At 42.2% G+C, this 13,524-nt stretch carries 12 protein-coding genes; 8 read left to right on the forward strand and 4 right to left on the reverse strand.

Going from position 1 to position 13,524, the window contains the following annotated elements; translation table 11 throughout:
* Positions 1–40: 40 nt before the first annotated feature.
* On the reverse strand, positions 41–1,645 hold the full coding sequence (locus AB4407_RS09450; protein ID WP_372120370.1) for a mechanosensitive ion channel family protein: 1,605 nt from the start codon (positions 1,643–1,645) through the stop codon (positions 41–43).
* Positions 1,646–1,895: 250 nt separating this feature from the next.
* Here AB4407_RS09450 and AB4407_RS09455 point away from each other — a divergent pair, with 250 nt between their 5' ends.
* The 5 genes from AB4407_RS09455 to AB4407_RS09475 all read left to right on the forward strand — a co-directional run bounded on the left by AB4407_RS09455 (position 1,896) and on the right by AB4407_RS09475 (position 6,642).
* A complete protein-coding gene (locus tag AB4407_RS09455; RefSeq protein ID WP_372120371.1) occupies positions 1,896–2,144 on the forward strand; it encodes a hypothetical protein in 249 nt (82 codons plus the stop codon).
* 458 nt (positions 2,145–2,602) lie between these two features.
* Positions 2,603–3,079, forward strand: a complete 477-nt coding sequence (locus AB4407_RS09460; protein ID WP_372120372.1) for a hypothetical protein — start codon at positions 2,603–2,605, stop codon at positions 3,077–3,079.
* 95 nt (positions 3,080–3,174) lie between these two features.
* A complete protein-coding gene (locus AB4407_RS09465; protein WP_372120403.1) occupies positions 3,175–5,238 on the forward strand; it encodes a protein-disulfide reductase DsbD family protein in 2,064 nt (687 codons plus the stop codon).
* 3 nt (positions 5,239–5,241) lie between these two features.
* The gene (locus tag AB4407_RS09470; RefSeq protein WP_048661122.1) at positions 5,242–5,811 is read left to right on the forward strand and encodes a protein disulfide oxidoreductase; all 570 of its coding nucleotides are present in this window, start codon (positions 5,242–5,244) and stop codon (positions 5,809–5,811) included.
* 111 nt (positions 5,812–5,922) lie between these two features.
* Positions 5,923–6,642 carry a DsbA family protein gene (locus AB4407_RS09475; protein ID WP_372120373.1) on the forward strand — a complete coding sequence of 240 codons (720 nt, stop codon included), beginning with the start codon at positions 5,923–5,925 and terminating at the stop codon, positions 6,640–6,642.
* 156 nt (positions 6,643–6,798) lie between these two features.
* On the opposite strand, the gene AB4407_RS09480 is transcribed toward AB4407_RS09475, so the two are convergent.
* Positions 6,799–7,296, reverse strand: a complete 498-nt coding sequence (locus AB4407_RS09480) for an HD-GYP domain-containing protein (protein WP_372120404.1) — start codon at positions 7,294–7,296, stop codon at positions 6,799–6,801.
* A gap of 222 nt (positions 7,297–7,518) precedes the next feature.
* On the opposite strand from AB4407_RS09480, the gene AB4407_RS09485 reads away from it, so the two are divergent.
* The gene (locus AB4407_RS09485; RefSeq protein ID WP_372120374.1) at positions 7,519–8,064 is read left to right on the forward strand and encodes a GNAT family N-acetyltransferase; all 546 of its coding nucleotides are present in this window, start codon (positions 7,519–7,521) and stop codon (positions 8,062–8,064) included.
* Positions 8,065–8,209: 145 nt separating this feature from the next.
* On the opposite strand, the gene AB4407_RS09490 is transcribed toward AB4407_RS09485, so the two are convergent.
* Both AB4407_RS09490 and AB4407_RS09495 read right to left on the reverse strand, forming a co-directional pair.
* Positions 8,210–9,547: a sensor histidine kinase gene (locus AB4407_RS09490; RefSeq protein ID WP_372120375.1), complete on the reverse strand. Its 1,338-nt coding sequence runs from the start codon at positions 9,545–9,547 to the stop codon at positions 8,210–8,212.
* A gap of 4 nt (positions 9,548–9,551) precedes the next feature.
* Positions 9,552–10,241, reverse strand: a complete 690-nt coding sequence (locus AB4407_RS09495) for a response regulator transcription factor (RefSeq protein ID WP_372120376.1) — start codon at positions 10,239–10,241, stop codon at positions 9,552–9,554.
* A gap of 542 nt (positions 10,242–10,783) precedes the next feature.
* Between AB4407_RS09495 and AB4407_RS09500 the strand changes: the two genes are divergently transcribed.
* Positions 10,784–11,341 (forward strand): hypothetical protein, encoded by a 558-nt coding sequence (locus tag AB4407_RS09500; protein WP_372120377.1) that lies wholly within the window; start codon positions 10,784–10,786, stop codon positions 11,339–11,341.
* A 59-nt stretch (positions 11,342–11,400) separates the two neighbouring features.
* Positions 11,401–13,356, forward strand: coding sequence for a putative bifunctional diguanylate cyclase/phosphodiesterase (locus AB4407_RS09505; protein WP_372120378.1), 1,956 nt, complete (start codon positions 11,401–11,403; stop codon positions 13,354–13,356).
* Positions 13,357–13,524: the final 168 nt, after the last annotated feature.

Genomic DNA, 13,524 nt, shown 5'->3' on the forward strand with positions numbered 1-13,524 from the left:
CCATTTGATTCTCACATTATGAAATTAACTTTAAGATGAATTAACTCTCTTCGTGATTGTAAATATGCACATCTCGTTGCGGGAATGGAATCGTGATGCCTTCTTCATCGAAGCGTTTCTTTACAGTTTCCGTCACATCCCAATACACATCCCAATAATCGTTTGTCTTAACCCAAGGTCTTACCACGAAGTCTACAGAAGATGTATTTAATGTATGCAGCTTGATCATATGCTCAGGCTTTTTAAGCACTAGAGGGTGCGCAATAATGATGTCATTTAATACCGCTTTCGCTTTATCGATGTCATCTGAATAGCCAATGCCAAACACCATATCAACACGTCTCACGCGTTCTGCAGTGATATTGTTTATCACGTCACCCCAGATCTTGTTATTTGGGATCACCAAGCGTTGGTTATCGATAGTTTGAACTGTTGTCGATACTAAGCTCATGTCTTTTACTGTGCCTTGCACGCCAGCAACTTTAACCATGTCACCCACATCATAAGGGCGGTAGATCAAGATCATCAAACCTGACGCAAAGTTAGACAGCGTATCCTGCAATGCAAAACCAATGATGACACCCGCGACACCGAAACCGGTTAATAGCGGTGCTAGCTCGATCCCTATTTGAGACAAGGCGATAAGCAGGCCGACAAACACCACCGCTTTGGATGCGATTGATACAAAGAAGTCTTGCATCAATACACTAAAATCCATTTTAGAGTGCGAAACACTCTTGCGAACGGTCTTGCGAGCTACGTTAGCAATAAGGCGAGTGACGTACAAAATACTGAGAAACAGAGCTAGTTTAACGATAAAAGAAGGGGTATTTTCAAAAGCCCATGAACTGAACGAACGTAACCAACCATCCAATAGATCTAGCGCAACATCAATATCCAATACATCAGCATTTATATCACCAGTGGTCGCTAACAGAATGCGCTTATATGACGTTATATCTACCCCAAACGGTTCCATCAACGAGATCGTGTTTTCTAAGCTGACAACCATGACGCTAGTTCGTTCTCTGAAACGTATTAACTCAGTTTTTATCGTCGCCTTTTCTTCTTCACTAACAAAAGACAAACGGCGCTCTAAATCTTGACGCTGCGTGTCTGTATAGAGAATCGCATTTGTCAGATATTGAGAACGAGAAATTAGTGCAGCTTTTAACTGACTTTCCGCAGCCGATACATCAATGCCTCGATCTTTTGACCAACTTAAGGTCTTAGAGAGTTGCTGATAGTAGTCATCCATCATTCCGATTCTTTTTTGAATCAACAATTCAAGACGCTTTTTTGCATCCCCTTCAGCCGAACGGTTGTCTTTGCTCATAGAGGCAATTTTAGCTTCGTTCAATGACAGTAAATGCTGTAAAAGCTCAACCTGCTGGGCAAGAACAACGTTTAAACCTTGCTTCTTATCAGATGATAACTGAGAGGAGATCTCTTTACGTAGCGCTTGGTTTTTACGCCTTAATATATCTTCTAAAAACGGCTTTTCAGCATCGTGGGCTGTTTCTAATGTGGCTACATCCAACATTAGTTGGTCTTGTACTTCTGCTATTTTATCGACACTTTGCGCAAAACTTCCAAATGCGACAAACGCCAACATTAAAAATAGACAACGCCAAACCTTTATCATGTTCATTCCTATGAATGTCTAAATTGACCCTATAAATAGTAGTAAAAAGAATATGGATAACAAGCATTTAAAAGTATGCTGTGTTAAATATTCGCAAAATATCAGCTCGGATCTAATATTTGAGAGTTCCAATCCCCTCTTATGACCTGTAGAGTACGCAACCAACAAAAAACAACGGTCAATATCTTCACTTAGGCATATGCACTAATCGCCTTAAACTCGATGTTGCCACACAGCAAGAGAGCAAAAAATGAACGACGAACTTGATATTATTGAGTCTCTAGAAGAACTAGAGCGATTCCTAATTTCAGTAGAAGATGGCGGTTTAGGGCTTGAAGGTGTTGAAGGCGTAGGCATGGCGACCAACAATTCAGATGGTCGTCATTTCGTTGCTGTATTTGATAGCAACCACAAGGTTCTACTTGCTCGCTGGATCACTAAAGAGGTCTTTGAAAATGGTAAAGACCTAGTTCGTAACGGACCTCGTCGCACTCATTAAGGCGTCCGAACAGAGCATAGAACACCAAAGACTAATAGATTGAGCCCAATTCAGTTCCTAACGAGCGATTGGGCTTTTTTGTGTCTGCTGTTTAGTTAGCTTTTTCAAACACAGCCACGCTTGCTTCTCATACATGCGTATCTGGCGCGCTTAAAACGTTACTTTGAAACGGTCACCTTGAAAAATTATCTTGGTTAGAAAAAAAACACCTTGGTAAGAAATACAGTCACGTTGATGAGAAAAACAGCGGTCAGAGAAAAAGGAAAAATTATTATGAACTTAAGCCGAACCTTGATGCCTCACTCGCTAGGTTTGGCATTTATGCATCTCTTTTGCTTTGACAATTTTATGACTTGTAGCTCAGAGCAAAGTTATCTAAGCTAGCCACAATTCAACGAGCTCGTTTTATCTGCTAACTATTAACTACTAACAACTAACTGATTCGATTACTGACTGATTTGCTGAATACACCATTACTTTTCTTATCCAAACAGAGCCGCCGACAAAAGCATTCGCTTTGGGCGCTTTTCCTTACCGGACTGGTTATCGTAACCTGTCTGGCAAGTACGCTGTCTACAAACAAAGTAACCACTTCAGCTTCCTTAATTGGACAATCAATACTTGTCGGCGCAGAAACCAGCCACCCACAAGCAAACGTCGCATCTTTCGATAAAATGTCTGAGCTCTATGCCAGTGTTTTCGGTTCAGAAGCTTCTAAAACGCTGTCAGCGCCAAATTCTAGCGCGTGCAGTCTAAGCTCAAAAATGCTCACCTTCGCGACACCTAAAACAGGTTGGTTGATTCCTTTTATCCTGTTTATTGCTGTTGCATACAGCTTATCACCTCACATATCGAGATTGTCTCGGGATAACCATCGCTCTTCTCGACCAACAAAACACCGCCTACACCTAAAGCACTGTATATTTAGAGAGTAAATAACCGGGCTATTCCACCCTTTTATTTATTTTTTGGAGATACATTTGTGTACAACACACTACTAACTAAGTTTGTCGATTCATTGGCATTCTGCATGCGTACATGCGCAAAAACTTTAGTCACTGCCCTTTTGGTTATGACATCATTTAATGCTTTAGCACAGACTACAGGTTGGCTCAGCGTGCCTGAACACCCGCCCGTCAAAATGCGAATGATGTCGACAGGTGAACAATCGGTTAACGGTTCTCAGATTCAAACCGTGCTCGATGTCGTGCTCGACGGCGACTGGAAAACCTATTGGCGTAGCCCTGGTGAAGGTGGTATTCCACCAAGTTGGGACTGGTCTGGTTCAACAAACATAGAGTCGGTAGAGTGGCATTGGCCAATTCCGAAGTACTACGAGCAGCTAGACGTAATGACGTTGGGCTACAAAAAGCATGTCAGCTTTCCGGTCACACTCACACTGAAAGACAACACGAAGCCGGCACTGTTCAAGGCGTCGTTCACCTTTCCGTCGTGTACCAATATCTGTGTGTTAACCGATTACGACATCGAGCTGCCCATTGATCCGCAAACATTAGAGCTCGATGAAGAAGCGATGTTCTTGTTCAACCAAGGCATGAGCCAGTCACCACGAGAAGCTAACCGCACTTCAGTGAATGGCCTGTTTTGGGATAAGAGCAAGCAACAACTGGTGACTCAGCTAACAAGTAAAGGAGGCTGGGATAAGCCGATGGTGTTGATTGATGGCCAAGAAGTGATTGACGATTTCTTCTCTCAACCCACCGTCCACATCACAGACAATACAATGACTGCAGTATTTGATGTGAGTAACTGGATCGGTGACGTCGACTTAACGGATCGTACCGTTAGCGTCACGGTTTCAGATACTAACTTTGTTGAAGAGATGACAGCTCAGGTTGGCTCAGAGCCTATTGCCTATCAATCAAGCAATACTAGCTTTATTGCGATGATTGGCTTTGCCTTAATTGGTGGCTTGATCCTCAATATCATGCCGTGTGTTTTACCTGTATTAGGAATGAAGCTAAACAGCATCATTCAAAACCAAGGTGAATCAAACCGACACATTCGAATCTCATTCCTAGCATCGGCGATGGGTGTTATCACCTCGTTTGCACTATTAGCCTTAGGTATGACAGTGCTCAAAATGGGCGGTAATGCGATTGGCTGGGGAATCCAATTCCAAAACGTTTGGTTCATCGGATTCATGCTCATCATCACCTTACTGTTTTCAATCAACCTACTGGGTTTATTCGAATTCAGACTGCCTTCAGGTTTGAACACTTGGATGGTAACCAAAGGGGATGATTCACATTCAGGCCACTTTGTTCAAGGCATGTTTGCAACGCTATTGGCGACTCCATGTAGCGCACCATTCCTAGGAACGGCTGTCGCTTATGCGCTTGGTGCTAGCTATCAAGAGTTATGGACTATCTTCATCGCACTCGGCATAGGTATGAGTGCACCTTGGCTGGTTTTTGCTGCCTTCCCACGCCTAACCAAGCTAATGCCTAAGCCTGGCCCTTGGATGTTCACTGTTAAGTTGATTTTCGGCTTGATGATGTTCGCCACCAGCTTATGGTTAACGAGTCTGCTGAGCCCATTCATTGGAAAATTCCCAACGATCGTGCTTTCTGTATTAATCCTAACAACAGTATTGATTTGGATTGGCAAGAAGCTCGGCACCAAGGTGCTGGCTCCTATCTTGGCAACCACCACAATAGTATTTGGCGCAGCGCTTATCGTAGGTAGTGTCACTGCAGATAACTGGGCGACACCTATCGTTGATGACCTTGCTTGGCAAAAGCTGGATGCGAAACAAATTCCAAAATTGATCGATGAAGGCAAAACAGTATTTGTCGATGTAACTGCTGCTTGGTGCATCACCTGTAAAGCCAACAAAATCGGCGTTATTCTTCAAGACCCTGTTTATAGCCATCTGCAACAAGAGAATATCGTTCTAATGAAAGGCGATTGGACCACTCCAAGTGAAAGTGTCACTCAATACTTACAAAGTAATGGACGATTTGGTGTGCCATTTAATATCGTCTACGGTCCGAGCTATAAAAGTGGTATTCAACTGCCTGTCATTCTCAACAGTGACACTGTCGTTCAAGCCATCGATGCTGCGAGATAACTAATGAAGACTCCCAACAATGAAGAGAAGCCCAACACGACCAAAGAGCACTCTATAAAGGGTGAGGCTAAAAAGCCAAGTCGCCTTAAAAAATGGGGAAAGGAACTCGTTTCAATGATACTGATCGTTGGTGTGGTTTCATTTGCGATGGATTTTTATCACAGCAGAAGCATGCCTCAAGGAGATGCGGTTCCAATCGTTGGACAATCAATACAAGGCGAAGATATTGATGTTATCGAGCTCAGTAAAAACGGTAAGCCTGTCATTGTCTATTTTTGGGCAACTTGGTGTGGTGCGTGCAAATTCGTGAGCCCAACCATCAATAGCTTCAATGACTCTCACCAAGTCGTTACGGTCGCCCTTTCATCAGGACCAGATGAGCGAGTGCAACGCTACTTGGACGCCAAAGAGTATGACTTCCCGGTGATCAATGATCTTTCAGGGCATATCAGTAGAGACTGGGGAATCAATGTCACACCCAGCATTGTCATCATTAAAGATGGAGAGATAAGCAGTATCGCGACAGGCGTTACTTCTCCTATAGGGCTGTGGTTGAGAACTTACTTTGCCTAGCCTATTGGAAAACAGGGCAAGTAAGTCGTTTCAAATCCACTAAACAAAGAACACTAGTGCGAGCGCCACCAAATTATCGCTCACCATTACTAAGAATTCGAGATAAATAACATGAAAAAGCTTCTGATAAGCACACTGATTTTATGCTCACTAATGAGCACCAACGCCTTCGCAGAACTAAGCAAAGAACAAACCCAACAACTTGAGGAAATTAATCAGTTTCTGAAGGAAAACCCTTCGACTATTTCGGGTTTGCATACCAGCTTAGAGCAGTATGTCGCAGGCCAAGCGCAAGCAAAGAAAGCTCAAGCTGAGAGTCACGACTGGTTATATAACAATGACGCTCACCCAATCACGGGCAACCCGAATGGCAAATCAGTAATCGTTAACTTTACTGACTACAACTGCCCTTTCTGTAAACGCTTAGAGAAAGGCTTAGTGAAATTAGCTTCTGAAAATAGTGATATCAAAATCATCAATGTGTACTTGTCATTTAAGCAGCAACAAGTAGATGGCCTTGATACCAATGCAGCTCTATACGCGATGAAAGTATGGAAAGGTAATCCAGAAGCATTCCCTGAAGTCAACAGACTGCTGATGGCAAAAAGTGGTAGCCACACAAAATCTTCACTACAAGCTGTGGCGAAGAAAACGGGAACAGAAGCGCAATTGGACACGACCTCAGAGCAAAGCGACATACTCATGACCAACCATCAAACCTTTAGCGCTCTGCGTTTAACAGGCACGCCAACAATGATGATGAATGATCAGGTTCTACCGGGCTATGTACCTTACGATCGACTAAAAGACATCGTGGATGATGCTTTTTAATCAAGTTTAGATAGAGATAAAGATTCGAAAGAGAAGATAATAAAAAGCCGACTAGCGTAACTCGTAGTCGGCTTTTTCATTGTTTGAATAAAGTAAATAGTCCATTTACCTTCAATTTAGATTTAAAGGTGAGTTGAATCCTAAAAACCACCAAAGCTAAAAAGCGTACATTCTTTTATCCGTTGATAACTCAAAACAGTACTCGGCATGCTCTTTAAGGCACTCAAACACTTCTCGATCCAACTTATAATTATCAACTTGGTCCGTTAAAATCGCTAGAGTTTCTTCCAGTGTCATACCCTTACGATAGGGGCGAGACTGGGTTAACGCCTGAAACACATCCACCACTGCAACAATCCGACTAGGTTGGTCTAAGTCTTCAGCTGTTTTACCCATGGGATACCCAGAACCATCTAACCTTTCATGGTGGTCGGAAGCCCACTGACATACCTGAGACGAGCTAAACAACTCCTGCAGCGCGAATCGCGTATCCGTCGCATGGCGTTTAATACAACAGTATTCTTCGTCAGTGAGCAAATCTGGCTTATGAAGAATGTCACCAGGAGTTTGCAGTTTGCCAATATCGTTAACTAAACCAGCTAAATAGAGCTTTCTTAGGTCTACGGTTACCTCATGGCAATGTTGATTCATTATTTAAGCCTAGAATTTTTATATTTTTTATATATTTAGGCTGCTAATACTAATGCATAGCTTATGATTATATACACAACTCTTGTAAGGTTTAATGAGTTTCGTGATAGAACTAACGTATCATGAAAATACGCAGAGCAAAAGGTTGCATATTAAAATTTGTGCGACATTATAGCCAGCCGACTGAAAGTCCGTTAAATCATCAGCCAAAAGAAAAGGAAAGACATGTTTAAAACGGTTATCGACAACGAACTCTCCATCGCATTGGTTGAAGAGAATTTCGCTTCTCATTACGTGGAGATTTCACAAGGTCAGAATGAGTATCTAAGCCAATGGCTAGCTTGGCCGCCACATTGTCAAACTGAGCAGGACTTTAGGATCTTCATCCAGCGCTCGCTACATGATTACGCGGAAGGCAAAAGCATGACCTGTGCGATTGTGTATAAAGACAATATCGTTGGTAACTGTAGCTTTAACACCATTGATCACAGTAAACAGAAAGTCACGATAGGCTATTGGTTGTCTGAGACTTACCAAGGTAACGGGATCGTTACACGCGTAGTTGAGAAGCTCATTGATATTGCTTTCAATGAGTTGGATATGGAAAAGGTGGAAATATCAGCGGCAACTGGCAATCAGAACAGTCGAAAGGTTTGTGAGCGCTTACATTTCACATTAGAAGGTATCATTACTCGCAATGAAAACTTGAATGGTCGTATCGTCGATCATGCTATTTATGGCCTTCATCGTTCAAGAGCCAACAATAACTAGGCTGATTTTGTCATTGGCAAGGCAATGATAACCGTTAAGTTATTGATAAAAATTAAGTTATTGGTACTAGTTAAGTTATTGAGAATAGTAAGCCACGATATTCCACCGTGGCTTTCATCTTGAACAAGCTGCCGATAGGAGCATCTTAAGCTTTCTTTGGAATCAAGACACAGAACTTAGCACCACCCTGGCTACTGTCGCAAATCCTGATATTCCAAGAGAGTTTTTTAGCCGCTGAAATCGCTATCGCTAGGCCCAATCCTAAGCCACCCGTAGCCGATGCTCTGCTAGCATCTAATCGCGAGAAAGGAAGGAATACTTCATCGCGCTTATCTTTTGGTATACCGGAACCATTATCCTCAATGAGTACCAGCCAATTTTCTGAATTCTCGTCCAGAGTCACCCACACTTTATCTTGCGTATAATTTCCAGCATTCTTAATCACGTTATCTAAAACCAAACGTGCCATCGAGCAATCACACTTAATCTTGCACCCTTGCTCAACTCTCGACTCAAAAATCACATTATCTAACTTCGAGTAACGGATTCTATCTAAACAATACTCTCGAAGGTCGACTGTCACTTTAACAAGTTCAAAGAAAGAGTTATCCATGACATTCAATTTCGATAGCATGATAATTTCTGAGGTGAGATCGTTGATATCCTCAATATAGCTATCAATATCATCGAATAAAACTTGCTGATGTTCTGGTGCTTCTCTTCTTAAGAGGTCCGTTGACAGTTGAATACGACTGAGCGGAGTGCGAACTTCATGAGGGATAGCCTGAGCAAAAATATGACTTTGTTTTACCTTGCTCTCAATCTCCTCTGCCATGAAATTAAAGCTTTGGGCTAACTCAGACACCGGGTGAATTTCATCCAACTCAGAGCGAGTGTTCAACTTCCCCTTGCCAAACTGCTTCTGCTTCTCAACAAGTAACTCTATTCTTTCTTGAAAGCGCCTCACAGGTAAGTAAACACTTGCACCGATAGCAAAGATAACGGCTAATAAAAGCCCGATAAAAAAGTTTCTTTCTGAATCTTCATACCATTCAATTTCAGGTGAGAAAAAGTCACCTACCTCACTGAATGCAAAGCTAAATTTAGAATTTGGAAGCTGAAATACTGCTGAATAGAGATCGTTGTCACTTAAGTAGATCGGAACACCATTTAAGGTGGTAAATAATTCGCATCGTTGGCAAGGAGCCTCTCCCGACCAATTTTCCAACAGGCGTAAATTGAAGATATAAAATTGCTGATAGCCTGTTCTATCTAGCTCTTTGTATAGCGAATTTTCTCGGTTGTGTTGACGGACATATTGCTCAGAAAAGTAGATGCCATCATTAAGGAATATTTCGATCTGGGTTCGTCGCATGTGCCCTTCACCAAGGTTCCAAAACAAAAATATCGTTGCCGACATTCCAGTCACAATCCCGAGGTATAAACGAGTAAACATAGAAACAGATCGCAGTTTCACAGCCATAGACTTAAACAACCAGCATATACCCCTTGTTACGAACCGTACGGATCAATTGTTTATCTTTTGCGTGTATACGCAACTTTCGACGTAACCCTGAAACACGCATATCAATAGAGCGATCGTTAAAGGCGTAATCAATACCTCTAAATAGCTGGCAACATTGATCTCGAGTAACGACCTGACAAATGTTATTAACAAGAAGATTTAAGATCTCAAATTCAGCAGAGGTAAGCTTTAAATTTTGTCCATACAGCGTTGCACTTTGAGCGGTGCTGTTGATCACAATTTCACAAGGGGTTTCAACGGTCGTGTCAGGAGCAGTAGTAACAGGAGCTGCGCGACGCAATAGTGCTTCAATCCGCGCCAATAAAGCATGGCCACGAATAGGCTTTGCAACATAATCATCCGCGCCAAACTTAAATAAACTGACTTCACTCATTTCATCGGCTGACGCCGTCAATACTAAGATCATTCCGTTGTAAAATTCGCGAGCCTGTCTACAAATCTCTGCACCGCTCATACCAGGAAGCATCAAATCCAACAGAACGAGATCGGGTTCAATACTGCGGATCGCCTCAATTGCCAAATCCCCCTCATGGACAACGCTAACATTGTAGCCTTCAGCTTCGAGGTAAAGTGTAGTTAAACGCGCTATTGCCTGGTCATCTTCGACAATCAGCACTTTGGTTTTCGACATTTCTATCACCAGCATTTATTAAAAGCGAGGGCAGTATATATACTGTTCATATATCATCAATATTGTGATTAAAGTCATCAACTTACCGTACGCAAAACATATTAATCGTTATTGTACATGCACGTTTACAAAAACCATCGTTCAGCAAGAAAAACGGTTCTTTCCTGAACGATTGCCCGCAAAAACGAACGGCTTTAGACGCACAAGCGCTTACACCTGCTTACTTTTTTACGTGTGCTTACATTAAAAGAATTTACAAAGCGCATTCATATGAACTTACCATCCATTAATAACACAACAGTTAGTAACACTGCAAATGAACAAATTATCAGACTTTATAACCACAACGATAATCAGGACTACCAGGGGGAACGATTGCTATCTAGGAGTGCTAGTATTTCCAACTTTCAAGAGCATGCTCGCCTCTATAAAATAATGTCTTCTTCAAGTAAAATTTATTCGGCCAATCATTCACTCCAAGAATAAACAAATTGTGACTTGTTAATTAACCAAAAGTCACTTTGTCACAGGACCACTTAAAGATGAACAAATCGCTTTTAATGTTACTGACCATGACCGCTTTATTTGCAACACGAGTCACCGCTGCCCCTAATAAACATGAGGTGGTGAATCAAATTAAAGCACAAGTAAGTTCTTGGATAGATATTCAAGTCACGCCACAAAGTAGTATTATCCAAAAGATGGTTTTCAACTGTAAGTTCTATAGTGCGACCCCTAGCATTAGGTCTCCCGATGGCAACGAGAGCAGCTCTGGTTTCTATCGCTTTTATTCACATAATGGGGTAATAGGCGCGATGACTGAACCTTTCACGACTCAACCCCTTCCAGAGTTAACGATGTGCCTGAAACAAGACTTCATCGTCACTAACCAAGATCAAGCCCAATTATTATTTGAAGCGATTGAGACGGTATACACAAATAATTCAATGTTCGATGATCGCTTCCCCAAAGAAATCGTCAAGACATCATCAGGTTGGAACTTCATCAACGGGGAAATTTTTGGGGACAAGAAAGGCTATTCAATCGAAATAACCCCAGAAGGAAAAGTGACCAAAATCATCCGTTCACTGCATCTTTGAACACTATTTTTATCACAAGATTTTTCTTTAACGCCTGATATGAGTCCCCCGAGTTCATTATGATGACCAGCTACCAACCTTTCGAACATCTAAAGTGTCCTATCTGGATATATGACATTGATAATAAAAGAATAACCTGGGCAAACAGCAGTGCCCTCCCTCTTTGGGAATCTGAATCTCTATTTGAACTGACCTCACGCGATTTAGGTGTTGAAATGTCGAAAGCGATCGAAGCAACGCTTGAAGAATATCAAAGACAATTTCAGCGAAATCAAAGTGTAAAGACTTGGTGGAACTTCACCCCAAAATACATTTCTAAACGCGCACTATGTCTTTTCTCTGGAATCCCATTACCCGATGGCCGAACAGGGATGCTAGCGCAAGTCATCGCAGAAGAAGAGAGCTTAAAACGCGATCTCACCTACTCTGATGGTTCCAACCTCTCTCTTTTATTCAACAAAGAGGGAGGCGTAGTGAGTGCTAACTCAGCTTTTTCTAAAAACTACGGCTCACCGTTTAGTTGCCTGTCCGACTTTGTTTCAAGCGAAGAAATTGCAGACCAATGGCTGTTTTCCGCTCGAAACGGGCGCGACATTTTGGAAGAAGTCAGCTGTAAAATTGAGAATAAAACTCATCACTTCGATGTTCATGGAAAGTGGCTATTTGACAAAAGTGAACTGCTATTAAACCTGACCTGTACCACTACGCAAAAAGAAAAGTTGATTAAAGCCCGATATAACGCCGAGCATGACTGTCTCACTGAACTTTATAATCGCCGCGGGATCACCAAAAGATTAGAATCTAGCCTTGCCAGTCGCTCACCCTTTGAATTGATGTTTGTTGACCTAGATGGCTTTAAGTTGGTGAATGACACTTATGGGCATAGTGTTGGTGACCAATTACTCAAGCAAGTTGGTCACCGCCTTAAACAGCTGCTCGATGAAACGTGTACAATCGGTCGGTTTGGTGGTGATGAGTTCATCGTCATTGCTGACGCCCATAAAAATCAAGATATCCCTTTACTCTGCTCTCGCATAATCGATGCCTTGAACAAGAGTTTCCACATAAAAGGAATTGGCACCCTATCTGTAGGTTGCAGCATCGGTTCCGCTCACTTTCCCGATAATGCCACAGATAAAGATTCATTGTTAAAGCAGGCCGGAATGGCGATGCATGTTGCCAAAGCCAATGGTCGAAACCGCTTCCAAACCTTTACTCCAAAACTATCGAAAATCCTCTATCGCCAAGTAGAGATACGCCATAAATTAACTCAAGCACTAGAAAGTGATGGCCTCAACCTTCATTACCAACCGATCATAGACGCCAACAACGACACCGTAAAAGGGTTTGAAGCCCTACTCAGATGGTCGGATAAGGATCTTGGCAACATCGAGCCTGATGAGTTTATTAGCCTAGCGGAAGAAACTGGACAGATTGTTCCACTCGGAAAGTGGGTCCTTAACTCTGCACTTAAGCAACTGTCGATATGGCATCGAGAATTTGATGACGAATTGATGATGAGTATTAATATCTCGTGTATTCAGATACATACTTCTTTTTCCGAGCAGTTATCAGCCATGCTCAATTTCTACAACATTCAACCTAAAAGTATCGCCCTTGAGATCACTGAATCCTCAATGATCTTCAAACACGGTGAAGTCAGACAAGCGTTAGACGATATTTCAGCGCTAGGCGTTGAGCTACACCTTGACGACTTCGGCACTGGCTACTCCTCACTCTCTATGTTACATGACTTGCCAATTAGTACCGTTAAGCTAGATAAAAGCTTCGTCCATGGCACCTATAAAGGGAGCGAAGCGATTGTCCAAGCCACCTATGCTATCTGTGAAAAATTGGGGCTTAAGGTGGTTGCGGAAGGAGTCGAAACTGAAACACAAAAAGCTTTCTTAACCAGTTGCGGATATCAATATTTACAGGGATTTCTGTTCAGCAAACCTATCCCACCCGATGAAGTCGAAATGCGATTTTTGTCTAGTAGGGAACCTGAATCATAAAGGTTTACTTATCAAAAATTACGATGATTTATGAAGGTGTAGAGACTCGCAGGCAGCAATATATCTTGTGTCAATTGGGCTACAACTTACATCAAGGTTATCTGTACAGTAAACCCAGTCACTCGGAGGAGTAATTATCTCTCCCCCATTTAAATATTAATGGCCAGC

It is taken from the genome of Vibrio sp. 10N.261.46.E11 (assembly GCF_041472735.1).
GTDB lineage: Bacteria > Pseudomonadota > Gammaproteobacteria > Enterobacterales > Vibrionaceae > Vibrio.

Bases quoted from the DNA above. Each gene is read 5' to 3' on its own strand.
- AB4407_RS09470 (WP_048661122.1), top strand. From the start codon at position 5,242: ATGAAGACTCCCAACAATGAAGAGAAGCCCAACACGACCAAAGAGCAC.
- AB4407_RS09485 (WP_372120374.1), top strand. From the start codon at position 7,519: ATGTTTAAAACGGTTATCGACAACGAACTCTCCATCGCATTGGTTGAA.
- AB4407_RS09450 (WP_372120370.1), bottom strand. From the start codon at position 1,645: ATGATAAAGGTTTGGCGTTGTCTATTTTTAATGTTGGCGTTTGTCGCA.
- AB4407_RS09500 (WP_372120377.1), top strand. From the start codon at position 10,784: ATGAACAAATCGCTTTTAATGTTACTGACCATGACCGCTTTATTTGCA.
- AB4407_RS09505 (WP_372120378.1), top strand. From the start codon at position 11,401: ATGATGACCAGCTACCAACCTTTCGAACATCTAAAGTGTCCTATCTGG.
- AB4407_RS09475 (WP_372120373.1), top strand. From the start codon at position 5,923: ATGAAAAAGCTTCTGATAAGCACACTGATTTTATGCTCACTAATGAGC.
- AB4407_RS09455 (WP_372120371.1), top strand. From the start codon at position 1,896: ATGAACGACGAACTTGATATTATTGAGTCTCTAGAAGAACTAGAGCGA.
- AB4407_RS09465 (WP_372120403.1), top strand. From the start codon at position 3,175: ATGCGTACATGCGCAAAAACTTTAGTCACTGCCCTTTTGGTTATGACA.
- AB4407_RS09495 (WP_372120376.1), bottom strand. From the start codon at position 10,241: ATGTCGAAAACCAAAGTGCTGATTGTCGAAGATGACCAGGCAATAGCG.
- AB4407_RS09490 (WP_372120375.1), bottom strand. From the start codon at position 9,547: ATGGCTGTGAAACTGCGATCTGTTTCTATGTTTACTCGTTTATACCTC.